Source organism: Streptomyces sp. NPDC050509 (assembly GCF_044457965.1).
GTDB lineage: Bacteria > Actinomycetota > Actinomycetes > Streptomycetales > Streptomycetaceae > Streptomyces.
The window spans coordinates 22,801-45,232 of sequence record NZ_JBITHL010000010.1; the positions used below are offsets into that span (position 1 = coordinate 22,801).

General features: G+C 70.8%; 20 protein-coding genes. 7 read left to right on the forward strand and 13 right to left on the reverse strand.

Annotation, left to right across the window (positions count from 1 at the left end; translation table 11 throughout):
• Positions 1-29: 29 nt before the first annotated feature.
• The 3 genes from ACIBJC_RS27400 to cseC all read left to right on the forward strand — a co-directional run bounded on the left by ACIBJC_RS27400 (position 30) and on the right by cseC (position 2,763).
• Positions 30-662 carry a hypothetical protein gene (locus tag ACIBJC_RS27400; RefSeq protein WP_399296867.1) on the forward strand — a complete coding sequence of 211 codons (633 nt, stop codon included), beginning with the start codon at positions 30-32 and terminating at the stop codon, positions 660-662.
• Between the two features lie 77 nt (positions 663-739).
• Complete coding sequence (cseB, locus tag ACIBJC_RS27405) at positions 740-1,453, forward strand: two-component system response regulator CseB (protein WP_399296869.1); 714 nt, start codon at positions 740-742, stop codon at positions 1,451-1,453.
• Entirely contained in the window at positions 1,450-2,763 is a 1,314-nt protein-coding gene (gene cseC, locus ACIBJC_RS27410) for a two-component system sensor histidine kinase CseC (RefSeq protein ID WP_399296871.1), read from the forward strand. Before cseB ends, cseC begins: the two co-directional genes overlap by 4 nt.
• Before the next feature lie 132 nt (positions 2,764-2,895).
• On the opposite strand, the gene ACIBJC_RS27415 is transcribed toward cseC, so the two are convergent.
• The gene (locus tag ACIBJC_RS27415; RefSeq protein ID WP_399296873.1) at positions 2,896-4,557 is read right to left on the reverse strand and encodes an MDR family MFS transporter; all 1,662 of its coding nucleotides are present in this window, start codon (positions 4,555-4,557) and stop codon (positions 2,896-2,898) included.
• A gap of 145 nt (positions 4,558-4,702) precedes the next feature.
• Here ACIBJC_RS27415 and ACIBJC_RS27420 point away from each other — a divergent pair, with 145 nt between their 5' ends.
• Positions 4,703-5,284, forward strand: a complete 582-nt coding sequence (locus ACIBJC_RS27420; protein ID WP_399296876.1) for a TetR/AcrR family transcriptional regulator — start codon at positions 4,703-4,705, stop codon at positions 5,282-5,284.
• A 36-nt stretch (positions 5,285-5,320) separates the two neighbouring features.
• Here ACIBJC_RS27420 and ACIBJC_RS27425 read toward each other — a convergent pair whose 3' ends face one another.
• Positions 5,321-6,004, reverse strand: coding sequence for a M23 family metallopeptidase (locus tag ACIBJC_RS27425; RefSeq protein WP_399296878.1), 684 nt, complete (start codon positions 6,002-6,004; stop codon positions 5,321-5,323).
• 363 nt (positions 6,005-6,367) lie between these two features.
• Between ACIBJC_RS27425 and ACIBJC_RS27430 the strand changes: the two genes are divergently transcribed.
• Both ACIBJC_RS27430 and ACIBJC_RS27435 read left to right on the forward strand, forming a co-directional pair.
• Positions 6,368-6,781, forward strand: a complete 414-nt coding sequence (locus tag ACIBJC_RS27430; protein ID WP_399296880.1) for a trypco2 family protein — start codon at positions 6,368-6,370, stop codon at positions 6,779-6,781.
• On the forward strand, positions 6,778-10,008 hold the full coding sequence (locus ACIBJC_RS27435; RefSeq protein WP_399296882.1) for an NACHT domain-containing protein: 3,231 nt from the start codon (positions 6,778-6,780) through the stop codon (positions 10,006-10,008). Before ACIBJC_RS27430 ends, ACIBJC_RS27435 begins: the two co-directional genes overlap by 4 nt.
• Before the next feature lie 95 nt (positions 10,009-10,103).
• On the opposite strand, the gene ACIBJC_RS27440 is transcribed toward ACIBJC_RS27435, so the two are convergent.
• Entirely contained in the window at positions 10,104-12,626 is a 2,523-nt protein-coding gene (locus tag ACIBJC_RS27440; RefSeq protein WP_399296884.1) for an ATP-dependent Clp protease ATP-binding subunit, read from the reverse strand.
• A gap of 433 nt (positions 12,627-13,059) precedes the next feature.
• On the opposite strand from ACIBJC_RS27440, the gene ACIBJC_RS27445 reads away from it, so the two are divergent.
• Complete coding sequence (locus ACIBJC_RS27445; RefSeq protein WP_399296886.1) at positions 13,060-13,770, forward strand: SCO3374 family protein; 711 nt, start codon at positions 13,060-13,062, stop codon at positions 13,768-13,770.
• Here ACIBJC_RS27445 and ACIBJC_RS27450 read toward each other — a convergent pair.
• The 10 genes from ACIBJC_RS27450 to ACIBJC_RS27495 all read right to left on the reverse strand — a co-directional run bounded on the left by ACIBJC_RS27450 (position 13,749) and on the right by ACIBJC_RS27495 (position 22,323).
• Positions 13,749-14,084, reverse strand: coding sequence for an Lsr2 family protein (locus tag ACIBJC_RS27450; protein WP_383008360.1), 336 nt, complete (start codon positions 14,082-14,084; stop codon positions 13,749-13,751). The two genes, ACIBJC_RS27445 and ACIBJC_RS27450, sit on opposite strands and share 22 nt — an antisense overlap.
• A gap of 143 nt (positions 14,085-14,227) precedes the next feature.
• Positions 14,228-14,767 carry an amino-acid N-acetyltransferase gene (locus ACIBJC_RS27455; protein ID WP_399296888.1) on the reverse strand — a complete coding sequence of 180 codons (540 nt, stop codon included), beginning with the start codon at positions 14,765-14,767 and terminating at the stop codon, positions 14,228-14,230.
• Between the two features lie 9 nt (positions 14,768-14,776).
• A complete protein-coding gene (locus ACIBJC_RS27460) occupies positions 14,777-15,256 on the reverse strand; it encodes a BlaI/MecI/CopY family transcriptional regulator (RefSeq protein ID WP_399296890.1) in 480 nt (159 codons plus the stop codon).
• Positions 15,257-15,369: 113 nt separating this feature from the next.
• Entirely contained in the window at positions 15,370-15,558 is a 189-nt protein-coding gene (locus ACIBJC_RS27465; protein WP_329822184.1) for a hypothetical protein, read from the reverse strand.
• 14 nt (positions 15,559-15,572) lie between these two features.
• Complete coding sequence (locus ACIBJC_RS27470) at positions 15,573-16,205, reverse strand: hypothetical protein (protein WP_399297317.1); 633 nt, start codon at positions 16,203-16,205, stop codon at positions 15,573-15,575.
• Between the two features lie 254 nt (positions 16,206-16,459).
• Positions 16,460-17,257 carry a type III pantothenate kinase gene (locus ACIBJC_RS27475; protein WP_329822185.1) on the reverse strand — a complete coding sequence of 266 codons (798 nt, stop codon included), beginning with the start codon at positions 17,255-17,257 and terminating at the stop codon, positions 16,460-16,462.
• Positions 17,257-18,318 (reverse strand): carboxylating nicotinate-nucleotide diphosphorylase, encoded by a 1,062-nt coding sequence (gene nadC / locus ACIBJC_RS27480; protein ID WP_399296893.1) that lies wholly within the window; start codon positions 18,316-18,318, stop codon positions 17,257-17,259. Before nadC ends, ACIBJC_RS27475 begins: the two co-directional genes overlap by 1 nt.
• 2 nt (positions 18,319-18,320) lie before the next feature.
• Positions 18,321-20,201 (reverse strand): L-aspartate oxidase, encoded by a 1,881-nt coding sequence (locus ACIBJC_RS27485; protein WP_399296895.1) that lies wholly within the window; start codon positions 20,199-20,201, stop codon positions 18,321-18,323.
• The gene (gene panC / locus ACIBJC_RS27490; protein ID WP_399297319.1) at positions 20,198-21,247 is read right to left on the reverse strand and encodes a pantoate--beta-alanine ligase; all 1,050 of its coding nucleotides are present in this window, start codon (positions 21,245-21,247) and stop codon (positions 20,198-20,200) included. Before panC ends, ACIBJC_RS27485 begins: the two co-directional genes overlap by 4 nt.
• Before the next feature lie 122 nt (positions 21,248-21,369).
• Entirely contained in the window at positions 21,370-22,323 is a 954-nt protein-coding gene (locus ACIBJC_RS27495; protein WP_399296897.1) for a Rossmann-like and DUF2520 domain-containing protein, read from the reverse strand.
• Positions 22,324-22,432: the final 109 nt, after the last annotated feature.

Sequence of the window (22,432 nt, forward strand, 5' to 3'; positions counted from 1 at the left end):
GACCGTCGGGACCAGCACCGTCGGGCCGGGTGTCGAAGGGGCACGCGTCCCTGGCGGCGGGCAGCACGGTTCTGGCCGGGCTCGCCGCCTTCGGGCTGCTCGCGGCCGGCTGTTCCACCGGCGGTACGGGAACCCGGGACGAGGGCGCGGCCGTGACCACACCGGTCGAGCGGGGCGTACCCCCGAACAAGGCCTCGGCGGTGCCCCCCTCCGAGACCGTCGACGCGGTGTCCCTGCTCCGGGGCGACCCGAAGGTCAGCCCGCGGATCAAGGCCGATCTCAAACAGTGCGGCGAGGGCACCTACCCGGTGGACACGTCGTACGGGGACCTCACCGACGGTGCCGCGCCCGATGTGGTGATCAACGTGATGACGTGCGGCGACGCCGTCGGCGTCGGGACGTTCGTGTACCGCGAGAAGGACAGGGCGTACGAGAACGTCTTCGCGGCCGAGGAGCCTGCGGTCTACTCCACGATCGACCGCGGCGAACTGGTCGTCACCCAGCAGGTGTACGCCAAGGGCGACCCGATGTCGTACCCCTCCGGCGAGGACGTGGTCACCTATAGCTGGGGCGACGGCAAGTTCAGCGAGCGGTACCGCGTACGCAACGACTACAGCCGGGCGGCGCCCAGGCCCGAGCCCTCCGTGGCCGACGACGGCTGACGCCGTACCGCCGTACCGCCGACCGGCGCAGCAACCACCTGACCGACACCCGAGAACCGAGAACTGAGAGCCGCAGGATGGCAGAGACCCATGTCCTGTTCGTCGAGGACGACGACGTCATCCGCGAAGCCACCCAACTCGCGCTGGAGCGCGACGGCTTCGCGGTCACCGCGATGCCGGACGGACTCTCCGGCCTGGAGGCGTTCCGCGCGAACCGGCCCGACATCGCGCTGCTCGATGTGATGGTGCCCGGCCTGGACGGCGTCAGCCTGTGCCGGCGGATCCGTGACGAGTCGACCGTGCCCGTGATCATGCTGTCGGCGCGCGCCGACTCGATCGACGTGGTGCTCGGCCTGGAGGCGGGTGCGGACGACTACGTGACCAAGCCCTTCGACGGCGCGGTGCTCGTCGCCAGGATCCGCGCCGTACTGCGCCGGTTCGGCCACGCCGGCGGCCCGGCCGGGGAGCCGGGCGGACCGGGCGGGCAGGGCGAGCCCGACGAGCACGGCGTGCTGTCCTTCGGCGATCTGGAGATCGACACGGAGGGCATGGAGGTACGGCGGAGCGGCGCGCGGGTGGCGCTGACCCCGACGGAGATGCGGCTCCTCCTGGAGTTCTCCGCCGCGCCCGGCACCGTACTCTCCCGCGACAAGCTGCTGGAGCGGGTCTGGGACTACGGCTGGGGCGGCGACACCCGTGTCGTGGACGTCCATGTGCAGCGGCTGCGCACCAAGATCGGTCAGGACCGGATCGACACCGTCCGCGGTTTCGGATACAAGCTCAAGGCATGAAACACCTCGTCCTGCGCACCGGCGTCAGGTGGAAGATCAGCATCGCGATCGCGGCGGTCAGCGCGCTCGTGGCGGTCGCCCTGAGTCTGGTCGTCCACAACTCGGCCCGGGTCTCCATGCTCGACAACGCGCGCGAAGTCCAGTTGGAACGGCTGCTCTTCGCCCAGCGGATGTACGACAGCACCAAGGATCCGAAGTTCGGCACCAAGGTCGACGACCCGGCGCTGCCGCGCTCCCTGGAGCGGAAGATGCACGAGGGCAGACGTGCGACCTATGTGCAGGAGGGGGAGAACGGGGTGCCCGATGTCTGGGCGGCCGTCCCGCTCGGCGACGGCTCCGTGCTCTCGCTGCACAGCAAGTTCGCCGACCGCTCCACCACGATCATGAAGGACCTGGACCGGTCCCTGATCATCGGCTCGGTCTCGGTGGTCTTCGGCGGCTGCGCCCTCGGGGTGCTGGTCGGCGGCCAGCTCTCGCGGCGGCTGCGCAGGGCCGCCGCGGCGGCGGGCCGGGTCGCGCAGGGCAATACGGACGTACGGGTCGGGGAGGCCGTCGGCGGTGTCGTACGCGACGAGACGGACGAGCTGGCCCGCGCCGTGGACGCGCTGACGGACGCGCTGAACGAGCGGATCGAGGCGGAGCGCCGCGTCACCGCGGACATCGCCCACGAACTGCGCACCCCGGTGACGGGGCTGCTCACGGCGGCCGAACTGCTGCCGCCGGGGCGCCCCACCGAGCTGGTGCGCGACCGGGCGCAGGCCATGCGGACCCTGGTCGAGGACGTCCTTGAGGTCGCGCGGCTCGACAGCGCCTCGGAGCGGGCGGAGCTCCAGGAGATCGAGCTCGGCGAGTTCGTCGCGCGGCGGGTGGCCCTGCTCAACCCGGACATCGAGGTCCAGGTGGTCCACGACTCGTGGGTCAACACCGACCCGCGCCGGCTGGAGCGCATCCTCGGCAATCTGCTGGCCAACGCCGCCAAGCACGGCGGGACGCCGGTCGAGGTCACCGTGGAGGGGCGTGTCGTACGGATACGGGACCACGGGCCCGGCTTCCCCGAGGAGCTGCTCCGCGAGGGCCCCAGCCGCTTCCGTACGGGCGCCACGGACCGCGCGGGATACGGCCACGGCCTGGGCCTGACCATCGCCGCAGGCCAGTCCCGCGTCCTGGGCGCCCGTCTCACGTTCCGCAACGCGGCCCCCGCGGGGGCGCCGGGCACCGGTGCGAGCGGCGCGATCGCGGTCCTCTGGCTCCCGGAGCACGCGCCGACGAACACGGGCAGCTTCCCGATGCCGCAGCACCTCCAGGACTGAGCGGCACCCGTCCAGAGCTCCCGGAGGGCCCCGGAGCCCCTGAGAGGCCCGGAGGGCCCCCGCGGGACACGGCCGCCGGCCCTGTCCCGCGGGGGCGGGACAGGGCCGGGACGCAGGGGAAGGCGGTGCGGGTCAGACCGCCGGCTGGGCCTCCTCGGGCTCCTTCGGACCGGCGCCCCGCAGCGGGACCTCACGGACGAAGAACGCCACCGCGAAACCGATCACCGCGATGCACGCGCCGAGCAGGAACGCCGAGTGCGTACCGGCGGAGACCGCCTGCTGGTACGCCTCGCGCACCACGTCCGGCAGCTTCGCCAGGCTCGCGGCGTCGAGCTGCGCGGACTGCTCCGTCACCCCGGCACCGCCGGAGCCCGCGCGGGACGCCATCTCGTCCTGCACCCGGCCGGTGAAGAGCGCGCCCATGATCGCGGCGCCGAAGGAGCCGCCGAGCGTACGGAAGAGGGTGGTGGTGGACGAGCCGACGCCCATGTCCTTCATCTCGACGCTGTTCTGCGCGACGAGCATGGTGATCTGCATCAGAAAGCCCAGACCGGCGCCGAGCACCGCCATGTAGACGCCCGAGGTCAGCCGCGAGGTGTCCGGGCCCATCTGCGCGAGGAGGAAGAGCCCCGCGACCATCAGGCCGCTGCCCAGGATCGGGAAGATCCGGTACTTGCCGGTGTTGGTGGTGATCCGCCCCACGACCAGCGAGACCAGCATCATCGACAGGAGCATCGGCAGGAGCAGCAGACCGGAGTTGGTGGCGGAGGCGCCCTGCACGGCCTGCTGGTAGAGCGGGAGGAAGAGCACCGCGCCGAACATCACGAAGCCGGTCAGGAAGCCGACGACCGACATGATCGTGAAGTTGCGGTTGCGGAAGATGTGCAGCGGCATGATCGGTTCGGGCGCCTTGGTCTGTACGGCGACGAACCCGACGAGCGCGGCGACCCCGACGAAGATCAGCAGCAGGATCATCCCGGAGGTCCAGGCGTACTCCGTACCGCCCCAGGTCGTGACCAGCACGATCGAGGTGATGCCGATGGTCAGCAGCCCGGCACCGAGGTAGTCGACCTTGGCCTTCGAGCGCTCCTTGGCGGGCAGGTGCAGCACGGCGGTGATCATCGCGAGCGCGACGGCGCCCAGCGGCAGGTTGATGTAGAAGCTCCAGCGCCAGCCGAGGTGGTCGGTGATCGTGCCGCCGACCAGCGGTCCGCCGATCATGGCGAGGGCCATGACACCGGCCATCATGCCCTGGTACTTGCCGCGCTCCCGGGGCGGGATCAGGTCACCGATGATGGCCATGACGCCGACCATCAGACCGCCGGCGCCGAGTCCCTGGACGGCCCGGAAGCCGATGAGCTGGCCCATGTCCTGGGCCATGCCGCTGAGCACGGAGCCGATCAGGAAGACGACGATCGAGGCGAGGAAGACGCCCTTGCGTCCGTACAGGTCTCCGAGCTTGCCCCAGATCGGTGTGGAGGCCGCCGTGGCGAGGGTGTACGCGGTGACCACCCAGGACAGGTGCGCGAGGCCGCCCAGCTCACCGACGATGGTCGGCATCGCCGTACCGACGATCATGTTGTCCAGCATGGCGAGCAGCATCGCGATCATCAGCGCCAGCAGGACGACGCGCACGCTGCGCGGCTGCCGTCCACCGCTCGGCGCTGCCTCGGCGGTCGCGGTCGCCGTGGCCCCCGCGTCCCCGTGCCCCCCTGTGGCTATGGACCCTGCTGCCCCGTCCCCCGCCGGCGCCGCCTCCGCGACCGTCCCTGGCTGTTTCCCGTTCGAACTCATCGTCCCCACCGCTCCCCTGGTACACCCTGATGCCTGGTACATGTGCCCGCCGGGGCCCTTACTTGCCGACCGGCTAGCTGACTACACTGCGGTAAGGTAGACCTCTACTTGCCGGGCGTCAAGTAAGTATTTTGGGAGAGCACCCATGGGCAGCACGCAGCACCCCCGGCGGGGGAACACCCGCCAGCGCATCCAGGACGTCGCGCTGGAGCTGTTCGCGGAACAGGGGTACGAGAAGACCTCGCTGCGGGAGATCGCCGAACGGCTGGACGTCACGAAGGCGGCGCTCTACTACCACTTCAAGACCAAGGAAGACATCCTGGTCAGCCTCTTCCAGGACCTCACGCGCCCGATCGACGAACTGATCGCCTGGGGCCAGGAGCAGCCGCACACCCTGGAGAGCAAGAAGCAGATCCTGCACCGCTACAGCACGGCCCTCGCGAGCGCCGCGCCGCTCTTCCGCTTCATGCAGGAGAACCAGGCGACCGTACGCGAACTGAGCGTCGGCGAGAGCTTCAAGAGCCGCATGGTGGGTTTGTTCGACCTGTTCAAGGACCCCGGCGCCTCCATGACCGACCAGGTCCGGTGCGTGAGCGCGCTCTTCACGATGCACGCGGGCACGTTCGCGCTCAAGGACGTCGAAGGAGACCCCGAGGAGAAGCGCGAAGCCATCCTGGAGGTCTCCATGGAACTGATCACCAAGGCGCACCACGGGGCCACGTCCTGAGACGTGGCCCCGTACGCGGCCCCTCTGTGCGAGGCGTCAGACCTTGACACCGACGGAGCGCAGGAAGGGCACCGGGTCGACCCCGGAGCCGTAGTTCGGCGTCGTACGGATCTCGAAGTGCAGGTGCGGGCCGCTGGAGTTACCGGTGTTGCCGGACAGGGCGATCTTCTGCCCCGTCTTGACGGCCTGGCCGATCCGGACGTCGATCTTCGACAGGTGCGCGTACTGCGAGTACGTGCCGTTCTTGTGCTTGACGACGATCGCGTTGCCGTACGCGGGACCGTCACCGGCACCGTTGGGACCGGCCTTGACGACGGTGCCCTTGTGGGCGGCGTGGACGGCGGTACCGATCGGCACGGCAAAGTCCTGGCCGGAGTGCTTGTGCGACCACATCGAGCCACCACGGCCGAACTTCGCGCTCAGCGTGTACTTCTTGACGGGGTCGGTCCAGGCGGCGGCCTTCTTGGCGTTCGCCGCGTCCTTGCTCTGCGCGGCGTCGGCGGCCTTGGCCTGCACGGTGGCCTGCTTCTGGACGGCGGCGGCCGAGCTCACGACCGAGGCCGAGGAGCCGGCGGGGCTCGCGGCGGCGTCACCGCTGGTCGCGGCGAACGCGGTCCCGGCCCCGGCCACCATCGTCACTCCGAGTCCGGCAGCCAGAACGCCGGCACGGGCACGAAGGGCGGACGGGCGGGACAGACGGGACAGGTTGCGCTGCGACATACGGGATGAACCTCCGGGCAAGAATGGTCCCGGCACTCATGCGCCGGGCTGGCCACACCTTGGTAACCCGGACCCACTCGCATCCCAAAACACCCCATCTACGACATCTCGTCGTAGCACCGGCCGCGGCCGTCGGCCTCTTGACGCACCCCCTGTCCCGCGCACCGCACAGGCGCCGCACAGCCGGGCCTTCCTGTCGAACCCGCGCCTTCCGCACTATTCCGTCTAGTAGCGCCGAAAACGCCTGTGCGCCTTGTCACGGCCACCGGGTAGAAGGACTGTCCGTTTCAGGACCAAAGGCCTGGCCCGCGCCCTAGTCTCGGAAACTTCCGATTCCAGGAACTTCGCCAGGGGGACACCACCATGACCGCACCGGCCCACGCCCGTCCCGACGACCACGAGCACGAGCACGACTTCGACGGCATCGAACTGGCCGACGCGATCCAGTCCGTACGCGACCAGCTCCTGGACGCCGCCACCCGCGCCACGGGCGCTCCCGTGGCCTTCGAGGTCGGTGACATCCAGATGGAGTTCACCCTGGAGCTGCGCAAGGAGATCAAGGGCGGCGCGAAGGTCAAGGCCTGGGTGGTCGAGGCCGGCGCGGACGCCTCCCGGACCTCGGGCCACACCCACAAGGTCGCCTTCACCCTGAAGCCCCAGGACGCCCGCTCCGGCGCGCCCTGGAGGGTCGGCAACAAGGACCACGGCAGTACGGCGGGCTTCGGCGGCGGCGCGTCGGGCGGCACCGGCTCCGGCTCGGACGGCGGCGCGCGGTGAGCGCTGCTCGCGTCGTCGCGGTCTTCGGCGAGCAGCAGGGCACGGGCGTCCTGCTCACCCCACGCTCCGTACTGACCTGCGCGCATGTGATCGGCACCACGGACAGGACGACGGTCGCCCACCCCGGCCGGGCGGACACCGTCACCGCCGAGGTCCAGTGGCGCGACGACACCCTGGACGCCGCCCTGCTCGTCACCGACCACGACGTCCTCGCCCCGGAGGTGGCGGCCCCGCTCGGCCGTCTCCGTATCGGCGTACTCGCCACGGAGGCGCCGCTGCCGCACTGCGAGATCGTCGGCTTCCCGGACATCCAGCGGTACGGGGCGGACGGCGCCCTGGAGCTGGACCAGTACCGCGCGACGGTCCTCCCGGCGGCCGGCACGCTCCGTTCGGCCCTGGTCTGTGAACTGGACCACGCGGCGGCAGCGGAACGCGCCGATGACACCACCCCGCTCCAGGGCCTCTCCGGCTCCCCGGTCTTCGCGGGCGCCGTCCTGCTCGGCATCGTCACCGAGGTGCCCCGGGGACGGGGCCACCTGCGGGTGGAGGGCGTCCCGATGGTCCAGATCTTGGAGGCGGGCGTCCCCGTCCGTGACACGTTCCGGATCGCACCGCTGGCCGATGTCCACCCACAGGACGAACGCTTCGAGAAGGGGTACGCGAAAGCCATCAGGGCGCGCTACCGCAAGACCCGGATCTTCGGCATCGACGAACTGGGCACGAATGAGTCGACCTGGGACCTGGACACGGCGTATCTGAGCCTGGAGGCGGGCGTGCGGGAGCGGCCGGGTGTCCTGGACAGGCTGGATCCGCACCGGCCGCCCCCGGTCCAGCCGAGCCGTATCGACACCCTGCTGGCGGACCGCCCTCGCGCCCTCCTGCGCGGCGAGGCCGGCGCGGGCAAGACCACTCTGGTCTGGTGGCTCGCGGCCCACGCGGCCTGTGGCACCCTCGGCCCCGAACTGGCCGATCTCAACGGTTTGGTGCCGTTCGTCGTCCCCCTGCGCACGGTGCACGCCAGGGGCAACGGGCTGCCCGCACCCGCGCAGCTTCCCTCCGTGGCCCAGATCCTGGCCGACGACGCGCCCCCGGGTTGGGCGCAGCGGGTGCTGGAGGCCGGACGGGGCTTCCTCTTGATCGACGGCGTGGACGAGGTACCCCCGGACGAGCGCGAGAACACCCGGGTCTGGCTGAACGAACTTCTCGACCTGTACCCGAACACGCGCTGCCTGGCCACGGTCCGCCCGCTCGCCATTGAGGAGGAGTGGCTGCGCTCCGAGAGATTCGACGAGCTGCAGCTCCTCCCGATGCGCCACGAGGACATCCAGGCGTTCGTCACTGCCTGGCACCGGGCCGCACGCCTCGAATGCGACACCTACGCGGACGAGGGGCGGGCCAAGGCGGAGCGCGCCGAACTGACCACGCTGGAGACCGAGCTGCGGACCCAGTTCGGCCAGAACGACGCCCTGCGCACCCTTGCCCAGACCCCCTTGCTCTGCGCCGTCATCTGCGCCCTGCACCGCCGCAGGGGCGGCCTGCTGCCGGACACCCGCTGGGAGCTGTACCGCTCCACGCTCGCGATGCTGCTCGGCACCCGGGACAAACAGCGCGGGATCGCCAACCCGGACGGCATCACGATGGGCTTCGATGAGCACCTGGAGCTGTTGCAGTCCCTGGCGGTCTGGCTGGTACGGGGCGGCCAGGCACAGCTCTCCCGCGAGGGGGCGGAGAGGCAGATCAAGGTGGCGATGCGCCGCCTGCCGCAGGTGAGGTCGCAGGGGTCACCGACGTCGGTGCTCACCCATCTGCTCAACCGCAGCGGCCTTCTCCAAGAACGGGCCGACGACGAGATTCAGTTCATCCACCGGACCTTCCAGGACTACTTGGCGGCCCGGGCGCTCGTGGAAAGCGGCTCGCTCACGGAGCTGCTCCGTAACGCCCACAACGAGCAGTGGCAGGACACCGTCCTGCTGGCGGTGGGCCACTGCCGCCCCGCCGAAGTCCGCGAGCTGATCGAGGGGTTGCTGAAGAACGGGGAAGGGGCCCGGGAACGCGCGGAGCGCATGACCCTGTACACGCTCGCCGCCCGCTGCCTCCTCGGCACGGTCGTGGTCGACGAATCCGTCAGTCAGTCGGTCGCCGCCGGTATCCGCGCACTGCTCCCGCCCGAGAACAGCGCGGAGGTGGAGGCGGTGGCATCGCTGGAGGAGTACGTGCTGCCCCTCCTCCCCGAACAGTCCGAGCTGAACTCTGACGGAGTTGTGCGCATGGCTGACCTTCTGTGCCGCATCGGAGGCGCCGATGCCATTCCCTACGCGAAGCAGCTCGCCCGGCGTGGGAGCCGGGCGGCTCGGAGCGAACTTGTGGAGGGCTGGGGAAACTTCCCCGTGGAGGAGTACGCGAGTGAAGTGCTCGCTGGCCTGTCGCTCGCGGAGGAGGCCATCCTGGTGGAGAGCATCGACCAGCTGCGCCTGCTCGGAGGGCTCGCCCCCTTCGGCACCCTCATGCTCCAAGGTAACTTCACGGGACTCCAACTGACCCGTCATCTGGCCGATGTAGAGGTCCGCCATCTGTCCATCTCGAAGAACACCACGCTGACCGATCTTTCGTTCGTCCAGCGGCTGCCGCTCCTGAAAGAGCTGTCCGTCCTCTACAACCCAGCGCTCACGAAATTCTCCTCGCTCAAGAAGACACACATCGAGCTGCTCAACCTGAGCCTGCACGGCGTCACCCAGGCGCAACTGGCTCCGATCAGACATATCCCCGAACTCACCGCACTGCTTCTTGAGTACCCGAGCACGCTCTCCACCCGTAGTCTTCCCCGTGCCCACCCCGGCGTGATCGTTCTCGACGTCATGTGCGACAAGCGGATCGATCTCTCCACGCTGAGGCTGTGGCCCGCGCTCCGTGCCCTGACGTTGCATCTCGATTCGTGCACCTGGCTGGTCCACGGCCGACGCGGCACCACCACCCCGGCACCGCAGATCACCAGCCTGGAACTGCACATCGGATCCGACCACGCCGGGCTGGAACATGTCGCCGAGGCATTCCCCGCCCTCGCAGAGCTCACCCTCAACACCCTGGTCCAGGACGGCGAAGAACTGGATCTGACGCCCCTGCACGGTCTTCCTGGGCTGCGGATCACCGTCTCGTCCAAGTGGTCCGGTGTCCTGCCCACCCTCCTCGGCACCGAACCCCTCGGCGACCGCCTGACCGTAGACGCCTAGGACAGACGAAAAGGGGCTGCCCCGGACCCGTAAGAAACGGTCCGGGGCAGCCCCTTCAGGCGCTCAGGCCAACAGCGTCACGCGCGCTTGGCGCGTCACGCCTCCTTCGTCAGGTTCGGGCCGCCGCCCGCTGCCTGCTCGATCGGGGGGACGTCCGGGAGAGGCGACTTCTCCTCGCCGCGGAAGGTGAACTTCTTCGCGTCACCCTCGCCCTCCGTGTCCACGACCACGATGTGACCGGGGCGCAGCTCACCGAAGAGGATCTTCTCGGAGAGGATGTCCTCGATCTCCCGCTGGATCGTCCGGCGCAGCGGCCGGGCGCCCAGGACCGGGTCGTAGCCCTTCTTCGCGAGGAGCGACTTGGCGTTCGGGCTCAGCTCAAGGCCCATGTCGCGGTCCTTGAGGCGCTCGTCCACCTTGTCGACCATGAGGTCGACGATCTGGATGATGTCTTCCTCGGTGAGCTGGTGGAAGACGACCGTGTCGTCGACACGGTTGAGGAACTCGGGACGGAAGTGCTGCTTCAGCTCTTCGTTGACCTTGTTCTTCATCCGCTCGTAGTTCGTCTTCGTGTCGCCCTGCGCGGCGAAGCCCAGGTTGAAGCCCTTCGAGATGTCCCGCGTCCCGAGGTTGGTCGTCATGATGATGACCGTGTTCTTGAAGTCCACGACCCGGCCCTGGGAGTCGGTCAGGCGACCGTCCTCCAGGATCTGGAGAAGGGAATTGAAGATATCCGGGTGGGCCTTCTCGACCTCGTCGAAGAGAACGACGGAGAACGGCTTCCTGCGGACCTTCTCGGTGAGCTGGCCGCCCTCTTCGTATCCCACGTATCCGGGGGGAGAACCGAAGAGGCGGGAAACCGTGTGCTTCTCGCTGAACTCCGACATGTCGAGGGCGATCAGCGCGTCCTCGTCACCGAAGAGGAATTCGGCGAGCGTCTTGGACAGCTCGGTCTTACCGACACCGGACGGGCCGGCGAAGATGAACGAGCCTCCGGGGCGCTTCGGGTCCTTCAGACCCGCTCGCGTACGGCGGATCGCCTGCGAGAGCGCCTTGATGGCGTCCTTCTGGCCGATGACGCGCTTGTGCAGCTCGTCCTCCATGCGGAGCAGCCGGGAGGACTCCTCTTCCGTGAGCTTGAAGACCGGGATGCCCGTGGCCGTCGCCAGGACCTCGGCGATCAGCTCCTCGTCCACCTCGGCGACGACGTCCATGTCGCCGGCCTTCCACTCCTTCTCCCGCTTGGTCTTCGCGGCGAGGAGCTGCTTCTCCTTGTCACGGAGAGAGGCGGCCTTCTCGAAGTCCTGGGAGTCGATGGCCGACTCCTTGTCGCGGCGGACTCCGGCGATCTTCTCGTCGAACTCGCGGAGGTCCGGCGGCGCGGTCATCCGGCGGATGCGCATCCGGGAGCCGGCCTCGTCGATCAGGTCGATCGCCTTGTCCGGCAGGAAGCGGTCCGAGATGTAGCGGTCGGCGAGCGTCGCGGCGGCGACCAGCGCGGAGTCCGTGATGGACACGCGGTGGTGCGCCTCGTAACGGTCGCGCAGACCCTTCAGGATCTCGATCGTGTGCGGCAGCGACGGCTCCGCGACCTGGATCGGCTGGAAGCGGCGCTCAAGGGCCGCGTCCTTCTCCAGGTGCTTGCGGTACTCGTCGAGCGTCGTCGCACCGATGGTCTGGAGCTCACCGCGGGCCAGCATCGGCTTCAGGATGCTGGCGGCGTCGATCGCGCCCTCGGCGGCGCCGGCACCCACGAGGGTGTGCAGCTCGTCGATGAACAGGATGATGTCGCCGCGGGTGCGGATCTCCTTCAGGACCTTCTTCAGGCGCTCCTCGAAGTCACCGCGGTAGCGGGATCCGGCGACGAGCGCGCCGAGGTCGAGGGTGTAGAGGTGCTTGTCCTTGAGGGTCTCGGGCACCTCGCCCTTGACGATGGCCTGGGCCAGTCCTTCGACGACCGCCGTCTTGCCGACGCCGGGCTCGCCGATGAGGACCGGGTTGTTCTTCGTACGGCGGGACAGCACCTGCATGACCCGCTCGATCTCCTTCTCGCGCCCGATGACCGGGTCGAGCTTGGATTCGCGGGCGGCCTGGGTGAGATTCCGGCCGAACTGGTCGAGGACCAGGGACGTGGAGGGCGTGCCCTCCGCAGGACCGCCCGCTGTGGCGGCCTCCTTGCCCTGGTAGCCGGAGAGCAACTGGATGACCTGCTGCCGCACCCGGTTGAGATCGGCGCCCAGCTTCACGAGGACCTGGGCGGCGACGCCCTCGCCCTCGCGGATCAGGCCGAGCAGGATGTGCTCGGTGCCGATGTAGTTGTGGCCGAGCTGAAGGGCCTCGCGGAGCGACAGCTCCAGGACCTTCTTGGCACGGGGGGTGAAGGGGATGTGCCCGGACGGGGCCTGCTGGCCCTGGCCGATGATCTCCTCCACCTGCTGGCGGACCGCCTCGAGCGAAATCCCGAGGCTCTCCAGGGCCTTAGCGGCGACACCCTCACCCTCGTGGATAAGGCCCAGGAGGATGTGCTCGGTGCCGATGTAGTTGTGGTTGAGCATCCGGGCTTCTTCCTGAGCCAGGACGACAACCCGCCGCGCGCGGTCGGTGAACCTCTCGAACATCGTTAATCGCTCCTCAGAGCGGTCAGGCAGTAAAGGGGTCGGTCCCCTCCCTGTCCTTCCGCAGCTTAGTCCCGCAAGCGGGGACCGCTCATTCCAACTGCCGACTACCTGTCCCAGGCTCCCAGCCCCGAACGCCGGACAACAGCTTCAACCTGATGGTGGGAGACGATGTTCCCGCAGGCCAGGCAGATACCCTCGCCATCACTACGCCGATGGCGAACGCGAGACGCCAGGAACCGCGTGTCGCCCCTTCCCACTAGGAATGTCTTACCCGCAGGCACCGACACTCCATGCGGCGCACCCCGATTCACTCCGCTACGGGCGAACACCCTTGCGCTCCCCGACGCGCCCGCGCGCCCCCGAATCAGGGACTGTGGGCGACGGGACGCCCACTCACCGTAACTCCGGGCGGGGATCGGGAGTTCCCCGGGGTATGGCTCCGACTGTTCCGTCCCCCCGCACGCCGTCCGGCGACGTCCGCGGCCCCTGGCACGCGCGGTACGCGGAGCCGTACGCAGAGTGGTACGCGGGGTGGTGCGAGGGCTGGTACGCGGACGGGCTCGGCTGGCCGACGGTGTCCGGGCCGCCGCTGGGACTGCTCACCGGGGTCCGCTTCGACGTGCTGGAGCTGCCCGCGGACGCGGGCGCCGCGCTGCTGCGGCGGATCGGCCCCGCGAGCGGCCCGGTGGCGCTCAGCGGATGCGGCGGACTGGTCCGGCTGCTGGTGGCCGAGGGGAGCGCGGACGAACTGCCCGGTCTGCTCGACTGGCTGGACTGGGGTGGCATCGCCCTGGGGCTGACGGTGCTCGGCGTGGGCGGACGGATGACCGCCCCCGTACCGGCCGTCACACCGGCGGCCCTGCCCGCGACCGTACGGAGTGCCGCTCCCCCGCGGCGGACCGGTGGGGGCACCACCGCGCCGGGGGCCGCCGTATGGCTGCGGCCCCCCGAGCCTGGACGCGAGGTGGAACCGACGCTGCCGGCGTTCGCTCTCTCCGGACGGGGGGACGGTAACGGGGGCAGTGGTGGGGGTGCCCCCGATCTCGTACGGCTTGTGGACGCGGCGGCCACCGAGTGCCACCGGGCCCGCCTGCTGCGCGGAAATGTGTTCCGAGCGAATACTCAGCCGTTGGCCTTCTCGTAGGCTTCACGGATCTCGGCGGGAACACGGCCGCGGTCGTTGACGCTGTAGCCGTTCTCCTTCGCCCACTTGCGGATTTCGGCGGTGTCCTTGTTGCCACCGGCCGCTACGCGACCCTTGCCACGGCTGCCCGCGGCACGGCCACCGGTACGCCGGCCACCCTTGGCGTACGGATCGAGGAGACCCCGCAGCTTGTCCGCATTGGCCGTGGTGAGGTCGATCTCGTAGGTCTTGCCATCCAGAGCGAACGTCACCGTCTCGTCCGCCTCGCCGCCGTCGAGGTCATCGACAAGAAGGACCTGAACCTTCTGTGCCACCGGATTTCCTTTCATCGAAAATGCAGTACGCGGAAAGGAAACCGCTTTTCTCAGGAAAACACAAACCCCCGGGAGAGGTTCACAGCCGCAACAGGACGGGAAACGTGCGCGATTCGGACATGGAGCTCTGCGGAGTCGGACGATCACAGATGCAGAAGCATCCGGCTGTTGCCCAAGGTGTTCGGCTTCACCCGTTCGAGACCCAGGAACTCGGCAACGCCCTCGTCATAGGAACGCAGCAGCTCTCGGTACACATCTCGCCCGACCGGGGTCTCACCGATCTCCTCGAAGCCCCGCTTCGCGAAGAACTCGACTTCGAAGGTCAGGCAGAATACCCGGCGCACTCCGAGCCAGCGGGCCGTCTCCAGCAACTTGTCCAGGAGAAGATGGCCCGCGCCGACCCCCTTGACCGCAGGATCAACGGCCAGTGTGCGCACTTCGGCAAGGTCCTCCCACATCACGTGCAAGGCACCGCAGCCGATGACGCTCGCGTCCGCGTCGCGTTCCGCGACCCAGAACTCCTGGATGTCCTCGTAAAGCGTCACGGGCGCTTTGTCGAGCAGGATGCCTTCGCTCACGTAAGGGTCGACAAGACGCCGGATCGCCGGTACATCCCTGGTCCTGGCCCGCCGGACGGTGAGGGCATTTGCATCGGCATTGGTAACGGATGGCACTGAGGGCATGACCGGACGCTATCGCCCCGCCCCGGAACCCCCGTCGGCGCCCTCTCCCGGCCGGCCCTCCGGGGCTTCGGGGACTTCGGGGGTTTCGAGCGCTTCAAGGGGTTCCGGGACATCCGGTACGTCGGGGCCGTTCACCCGGACCATACGGACGGCGTCCTCAAGGGCCCGGCGCTGCTCGGCCGACATCATGCCGAAGAAGGCGACCAGAGCCGCGGCCGGATTGTCACTCTTCGACCAGGCTTCGTTCATCAGTGCCGCGGCGTAGGCGGCACGGGTGGAGACAGCCGTATATCGATAGGCGCGGCCGTCCACTTCCCGGCGCACCCAGCCCTTCTGATGGAGATTGTCCATTACGGTCATGACGGTGGTGTAGGCGATGGACCGTTCCCGCTGAAGGTCTTCGAGGACTTCCCGGACGGTGACCGGACGGTTCCATTGCCAGACGCGCGTCATGACGGCGTCTTCCAGGTCTCCCAATTGACGGGGCACCCCGCCACCATAGTGCGAGATGTCCGAATGGCCGGTTATTGACGTAACAAAAAGGACGTACGACTGAATTTCAGTCGTACGTCCGTGCGTCCGGTGCCCCGGACGGGGATTCCTCAGACGCGGTGCGCCTCCGGGGCGCCGCCATGCTGCCCGGCGGCCTCCGCGCGGGCCAGGGCCGCGTCGACCGCCGCGTCCTCCTTGGCCTTGTTGGGGCCGCCCTGGCTCTTGACGATCGTCCTGACCAGGAGGGTGAAGAACGTGGCCATGACCACGGGGGGCAGCAGCGCGGAGACGTAGTCCATGCCGTCCAGAGTAGCTAGCCGACGGCGAGCCGCTCCGGCGGGGGCGCGGGTCTGCGGCGGGGTGGGAAGACCTCGGACGGCTTGGGCATCGGCTTGTCCGGCGCGGGGCGGCGGGGTTCTGCGGGCTCGCGGGGCCGCGCGGGTTCGGCCGGTTCGGCGGGCCTGGCGGGCTTACGGGGCTCGTGCGCGGGCTTGTCGGCGGCCCGGCCGCCGGGCAGCGCGAGGAGCCGGGTACGGGGCGCGGGGGCCGCCGGGACCGTACGGCGATCGGCGGCCAGCCCCGCGAAGCGGGCCCGTACCGAGCGCTCGGCGAGCCGCCGGCAGTGGTCGAGCAGGGCCCCGGCGGCCGGGTTGCCCCGCAGGGCGCGCAGCGCGGCGAGATCGTCGGGGCCCGGCGGGTAGCCGGTGGCCAGGGCGTCCTGGAGCAGTTCGAGATAGCCGGTGACGGAGCCGGGCAGCGCCTGGCGGTACCGGGCCAGATCGGCGACCAGGAACGCCCGCATCCGCCCCGCCTCGCGTACGGCCTCGTCCACGGATTCGGCGAGCCGCAGGCAGTCCTGGACGTCTTCGCGCGGGAGCGGGGCGGGGTGAAGGGCGACGGCGAGGGCGCGTCGGAGCACACACAGCTCGTCAGCGCCGAACGCCATACCGCCGCGGGATCCGTAGGGCGTGGGCATGGGGCGACAGTACGCGCCAAAGGGACAAAATCCGCTTAATACCCCACTTCGGGCGCGCCTGGCCGCCGTGGCGACGCGGGCGGACGGGCCCTGTCGCACAGAGGGCCCGTCCGGGCCCGTGAGCCACCCCCACGGGCCCGGACGGGGGCGGCCCGGTCCCGGACAGCCGGGGACTGCCGGGACCTCCCGTACGCGCGGTCAGCGCCGTGCGTACGGGAGGCGCCTCACATACGGGAGACGTTGCGCTCGTACACCAGGCGCAGGCCGATCAAGGTCAGCCACGGCTCGTGCTCGTCGATCACGGACGCCTCGCCGAGGACCATCGGCGCGAGGCCGCCGGTCGCGATGACCGTCACCTCTTCCGGGTCGTCGGACAGCTCGCGCGCCATGCGCGACACCACGCCGTCGACCTGGCCCGCGAAGCCGTACAGGATGCCCGACTGCATCGCCTCGACGGTGTTCTTGCCGATCACGCTGCGCGGCCTGGCCAGCTCGATCTTGCGGAGCTGCGCGCCCTTGACGCCCAGCGCCTCGACCGAGATCTCGATGCCGGGGGCGATGACCCCGCCCGTGTACTCGCCGCGCTCGCTGACCGCGTCGAAGGTCGTCGCCGTACCGAAGTCGACGACGATCGCGGGGCCCCCGTACAGCTCGACCGCCGCGACCGCGTTGATGATGCGGTCGGCGCCGACCTCCTTGGGGTTGTCCATCAGGATCGGCACGCCCGTCTTGATGCCGGGCTCCACGAGGACGGCGGGCACGTCGCCGTAGTAGCGGCGGGTCACCTCGCGCAGCTCGTGCAGGACGGAGGGGACCGTCGAGCAGATCGCGATGCCCTCGATGCCGTCGCCCAGTTCCTCGCCGAGGAGCGGGTGCATGCCCATCAGGCCCTGGAGGAGGACGGCGAGTTCGTCGGCGGTCCGGCGCGCGTCCGTGGAGATGCGCCAGTGCTCGACGATCTCCTCGCCGTCGAACAGGCCGAGCACGGTGTGGGTGTTGCCCACGTCGATGGTGAGCAGCATCAGGCGCCGACCTCGCGCAGGTCCAGGCCGATGTCGAGGATCGGGGAGGAGTGCGTCAGCGCGCCGACCGCGAGGAAGTCGACGCCCGTGTCGGCGTACGCGCGGGCGTTGGCCAGCGTGAGCCGTCCCGAGGACTCCAGGACCGCGCGGCCCGCGACGATGCCGACGGCCTCGGAGGTCTCGGCCGGGGTGAAGTTGTCCAGCAGGATCAGATCGGCGTCGGCGTCCAGGACTTCGCGTACCTGGTGCAGCGTGTCGACCTCCACCTCGATCGCCAGATCGGGCGTGCCCAGCTCCTCCAGGGTGGCCCGTACGGCCTTGAACGCCGGGGCCACGCCGCCCGCCGCGACGACGTGGTTGTCCTTGACCAGGGCGGCGTCGGAGAGCGACATCCGGTGGTTGACGCCACCGCCGCACCTCACCGCGTACTTCTCCAGGGCGCGCAGCCCCGGGGTGGTCTTGCGGGTGTCGCGGACCTTGGCGCCGGTGCCTTCGAGCGCGTCGGCCCACGCGCGCGTGGCGGTCGCGATGCCGGACAGCCGGCACAGGAGGTTGAGCGCGCTGCGCTCGGCGGTGAGCAGATCGCGGGTGCGCGTGGTGACGCTGAGCAGCTTCTGCCCGGCCTCGACGCGGTCGCCGTCCAGGACGTGCCGCTCGACCTCGAACTCCTCCGTACAGACGAGGGAGAGAACGGCCTCGACGATGTGCAGGCCGGCGACCGTACCGCTCTCGCGGGCGGTGAAGTCGGCGGTGGCGACGGCGTCCTCGGGGACCGTCGCGAGGGTCGTCACGTCCACGCCGCGGTCGAGGTCCTCCTCGATGGCGACATGGGCGATGTCCTCGACCTGGACGGGGTCGAGACCGGCGTCGGCGAGAAGCTGGGCGAGGGCGGGGTCGAGCCCGCACTCCAGGTCCTCGGGGCCGTCGGGGTCGTATCCGTCCTCGCCGCCGCAGCCGCAGTGGTCACCGCAGCCGCCGCCGGTGGCCCCGGCGGGGGCGCCGATCTGGATGAGCGGTACGTCCACGGGCTCGGGGCGCGGACTGTCTTCGGGCGTGCTCACGGTTACGGCTCCCTGGGGGCGTTGGCTGGACGTGGGGGTACGTCATCGACGTAAGAGGGCTCGACCTGGGAGAGGTCGGCGTAAGGAGGGTCGACGGGCGGGAAGGCGGCCGTCGGGGTACGGCGCAGCACCAGGCCGCGGTCGGGTGCGAGCCGGGCGACGAGGTGGGCGCGCCAGTTGGCGTCGTCGCGCTCGGGCCGGTCCTCGCGCCAGTGGCAGCCGCGGGTCTCCTCGCGCTCCAGGGCGGTGGCGACGAGGACGCGCGCGACACAGAGGAGGTTCGTCGTCTCCCAGGCGTCGACGCCTGGGACGGCGGCCTTGCCGGGGGTCCCGGCGGGCTGTTCGGCGTCGGCGGGCCGTTCGGTGTCGGCGGGCCGTTCGGTGTCCGGGCTCAGGGCGTGCTGGAACACGGCCTCCAGGGCCTCCGCGGCTCCTTCGAGGCTCGCGGCGGAGCGGAGCACTCCGGCGCCCCGGGACATGACGCGCTGGATGCCGGCGCGGGCCTCGGGGGCGATGAGCGGGAGATGGAGCGTGCCGGCCCGTTCGACCGGTACGGCGGCGGCCTCGGCGGGCCCGCGCCGGGGCGTGGCGCCCCCGGCCCCGTCCCCGGCGCCGCGCACTGCTCCTTCCGCGATGTCGGCGGCGATGCGCTCCGCGAAGACCAGGCCCTCCAGGAGGGAGTTGGAGGCCAGCCGGTTGGCTCCGTGGACCCCCGTACAGGCGGCTTCGCCGCTCGCGTACAGGCCCGGGACCGTCGTACGGCCGCGCAGGTCCGTACGGATCCCCCCGGACGCGTAGTGGGCGGCGGGTGCCACCGGGATCGGCTCCGTCACCGGGTCGATGCCGTGGGAGCGGCAGGCGGCGAGGATCGTCGGGAAGCGGGTCGCCCACATCTCGGCGCCGAAGTGCCGCGCGTCGAGATACATGTGCTCGGCGCCCCGCTCGCGCATCCGGCGCATGATCGCCTTGGCGACGATGTCGCGGGGGGCCAGCTCCGCCAGTTCGTGCTGGTCGAGCATGAAGCGGACGCCCTCGGCGTCGACGAGGTGGGCGCCCTCGCCGCGTACCGCCTCCGAGACCAGCGGCTGCTGGCCCTCGGCCCCGGCGCCGAGGAACAGCACCGTCGGGTGGAACTGCACGAACTCCAGGTCGGAGACCTCCGCGCCCGCGCGCAGCGCCAGCGCCACGCCGTCGCCGGTGGAGACCGGGGGGTTGGTCGTCGCGGAGAAGACCTGGCCCATGCCGCCGGTGGCGAGGACCACGGCGGGGGCGTGGACGGCGCCGACGCCGTCGTGCTGCCCCTCGCCCATGACATGGAGGGTGACGCCCGACGTGCGGCCCTGTTCGTCCGTCAGGAGGTCGAGGACGAGCGCGTTCTCGACGGTGTGGAGCGCGGCCTCGCGGACCGCCTCGACCAGGGCGCGGGAGATCTCGGCGCCGGTGGCGTCGCCCCCCGCGTGGGCGATGCGGCGGCGGTGGTGGCCGCCCTCACGGGTGAGGTGCAGCTCGCCCTCGGCGGAGGCGTCGAAGCGCGCGCCGGTGTCGATGAGGCGGCGTACGGCGGCCGGGCCCTCGGTGACCAGGGTGCGGACCGCCTCCTCGTCGCAGAGTCCGGCGCCGGCGACGAGCGTGTCGTCGAGGTGCTGCTCGGGAGTGTCCCCCTCGCCGAGGGCGGCGGCTATGCCGCCCTGCGCCCAGCGGGTGGAGCCGTCGTCCAGCCGAGCCTTGGTGACGACGACGGTACGGAGACCGGCGGCGGTGCAGCGCAGGGCGGTGGTGAGTCCGGCGACGCCGGAGCCGACCACGACGACATCGGCCTCGACGGCCCAGCCGGGGGCGGGGGCGGTCAGCCGTATTCCGGTTCCGGTCGGGCGTCCGGTCACTGGGGGGCTCCGAAGGTCAGGGGGATGTTGTCGATCAGCCGGGTGGTGCCGACCTTCGCGGCGACGACGAGGACCGCCTCGCCGGTGTGGCCGTCGGGGACCTCGGTGAAGTCGGCGGGGTCCACCAGGGCGAGATAGTCGAGGTCCAGCGGCGGTACGGCGCGGGCGGCGTCGTCGAGGACACCTTGGGCGGCGGCCCGTACGGCGTCCGCCCCGCAGGGCCGGTACGCCGCGGGGGCCGCGGCGGGCTCCGTACCGTCCGGGGTCCTGGCGGCGGCCACCGCGTGGGCGTCGGCCGCGAGGCGCGGCTCGCCGAGGGCGGAGAGCCCGGCGGCACGGGCGCCGGGCGCCGGGGCGGACGCGGCGCGGGCGCGCAGCGCGTGCTGGGCCGCGAGCCGGTCGCGGGCGGCGAACAGGGCACGGGAGAGCGCCAGGGCGGTACGGCGCTCGGCCACGGACAGGTAGCGGTTGCGGCTGGAGAGCGCGAGGCCGTCGTCCTCGCGGACCGTCGGTACGCCGACGATCTCGACGGGGAAGTTCAGGTCGCGGGCCATCCGGCGGACCAGCGCGAGCTGTTGGGCGTCCTTGAGGCCGAAGAAGGTGACATCGGCGCGGGTGAGATGGAGGAGCTTGGCGACGACGGTGAGCATGCCGTCGAAGTGACCGGGGCGTGAGGCGCCTTCGAAGTGCTCGCCCATGGGGCCCGCAGAGAGGGTGATCTGCGGGGCGCCGCCCGGGTAGACCTCGTCGGCGCCCGGCGCGAAGACCACATCGGCGCCGGCCTCCCGCGCGACCTTCAGGTCGGCCTCAAGGGTGCGCGGATAGCGGTCCAGGTCCTCCCCGGCGCCGAACTGGAGCGGGTTGACGAAGACGGTGACCACGACCAGGCCCTGGGGGCCTACCCGGGTGCGGGCGGCGCGTACGAGCGTCGCGTGGCCTTCGTGGAGCGCCCCCATCGTCAACAGGACGCCGATCCGGGCGCCGGGGGCGCGTCGGTCCAGGAGGCGGTCGAGGTCCGCGCGCGTGGCGGCGAGTTCGAAACTCATGGGATCCGTCTCTCCGGTCCGTCCGGTGTCTCCGGCCCGTCCGGGCTCTCCGGCCCGTCCGGGCTCTCCGGTCTCGGCGGCCTGTCCGGCGGGGCCGGTCCGTGCGGCCGGGCTGATCGGGCTCATCGGGTGCCTCCGGTGCCACCGCCGCGGGTATCCCCGACGTTGTCGCCGCCCGCGAGCACGTCGAGCAGGTCCTCCGCCAGCTCCGGCTTGAGCAGCCCGTGCGCCAGCGCCCGGTCGGCGGTCGTACGGGCCATCGCGAGGTAGCCCGCGACGGCGCCGGGGGCGTGCGCGCGCAACTCCGCGACATGCGCGGCGACCGTACCCGCGTCGCCGCGCGCCACGGGGCCGGTCAGGGCCGCGTCGCCGGAGCGCAGCGCGTTGTCCAGGGCCGCGCCGAGCAGGGGTCCGAGCATCCGGTCCGGGGCGGCGACCCCGGCGGCCCGGAGCAGCTCCATGGACTGCGCCACCAGCGTGACCAGGTGGTTCGCGCCCAGGGCGAGCGCCGCGTGGTAGAGCGGGCGGGACTCCTCGGCGATCCACTCGGGCTCGCCGCCCATCTCGATGACCAGCGCCTCGGCGGCCAGCCGCAGCTCCTCGGGCGCGGTGACCCCGAAGGAGCAGCCGGCCAGCCGCTGGACGTCCACGGAGGTGCCGGTGAAGGTCATCGCGGGGTGCAGCGCGAGCGGCAGGGCGCCGGCCCGCAGCGCGGGGTCGAGGACCCGGGTGCCGTACCGCCCCGAGGTGTGGACGAGGAGCTGCCCCGGCCGTACGGCACGGGTCTCGACCAGCCCCTCGACCAGGCCGGGCAGGGCGTCGTCGGGAACGGTCAGCAGGACCAGCTCGGCGCGGGCCAGCACCTCGGCGGGGGTGACCAGCGGGACGTCGGGGAGCAGGGCGCCCGCCCTCCGTACGGAAGCGTCCGAGACGCCCGAGATGGCGACCGGGCGGTGACCGGCGAGCTGGAGCGACGCGGCGAGCGCCGGCCCGACGCGGCCCGCGCCGACGACGCCGACCGTGAGCCGGGCGGGACGGTCCCGGGGATCGAAGGACTCTTGAGCTGATGCGTTCACGCGAGGGCCTTCCGTTCCAGTCCGCAGGGGGTACCGGACGATTTCTCGCCATGCTACGCCAGCGTTTCGCACCGCCACCCGAGTTGTCCACAGGCTGTGGGCGATATCC

Excerpts from the sequence above, each read along its gene's own strand:
- ACIBJC_RS27420 (WP_399296876.1), top strand. The coding sequence starts at position 4,703 with ATGGGCAGCACGCAGCACCCCCGGCGGGGGAACACCCGCCAGCGCATC.
- cseB (WP_399296869.1), top strand. The coding sequence starts at position 740 with ATGGCAGAGACCCATGTCCTGTTCGTCGAGGACGACGACGTCATCCGC.
- ACIBJC_RS27430 (WP_399296880.1), top strand. The coding sequence starts at position 6,368 with ATGACCGCACCGGCCCACGCCCGTCCCGACGACCACGAGCACGAGCAC.
- panC (WP_399297319.1), bottom strand. The coding sequence starts at position 21,247 with ATGAGTTTCGAACTCGCCGCCACGCGCGCGGACCTCGACCGCCTCCTG.
- ACIBJC_RS27475 (WP_329822185.1), bottom strand. The coding sequence starts at position 17,257 with ATGCTGCTCACCATCGACGTGGGCAACACCCACACCGTGCTCGGCCTG.
- ACIBJC_RS27440 (WP_399296884.1), bottom strand. The coding sequence starts at position 12,626 with ATGTTCGAGAGGTTCACCGACCGCGCGCGGCGGGTTGTCGTCCTGGCT.
- ACIBJC_RS27445 (WP_399296886.1), top strand. The coding sequence starts at position 13,060 with ATGGCTCCGACTGTTCCGTCCCCCCGCACGCCGTCCGGCGACGTCCGC.
- ACIBJC_RS27470 (WP_399297317.1), bottom strand. The coding sequence starts at position 16,205 with ATGGCGTTCGGCGCTGACGAGCTGTGTGTGCTCCGACGCGCCCTCGCC.
- ACIBJC_RS27425 (WP_399296878.1), bottom strand. The coding sequence starts at position 6,004 with ATGTCGCAGCGCAACCTGTCCCGTCTGTCCCGCCCGTCCGCCCTTCGT.
- cseC (WP_399296871.1), top strand. The coding sequence starts at position 1,450 with ATGAAACACCTCGTCCTGCGCACCGGCGTCAGGTGGAAGATCAGCATC.
- ACIBJC_RS27415 (WP_399296873.1), bottom strand. The coding sequence starts at position 4,557 with ATGAGTTCGAACGGGAAACAGCCAGGGACGGTCGCGGAGGCGGCGCCG.
- ACIBJC_RS27455 (WP_399296888.1), bottom strand. The coding sequence starts at position 14,767 with ATGCCCTCAGTGCCATCCGTTACCAATGCCGATGCAAATGCCCTCACC.
- ACIBJC_RS27465 (WP_329822184.1), bottom strand. The coding sequence starts at position 15,558 with ATGGACTACGTCTCCGCGCTGCTGCCCCCCGTGGTCATGGCCACGTTC.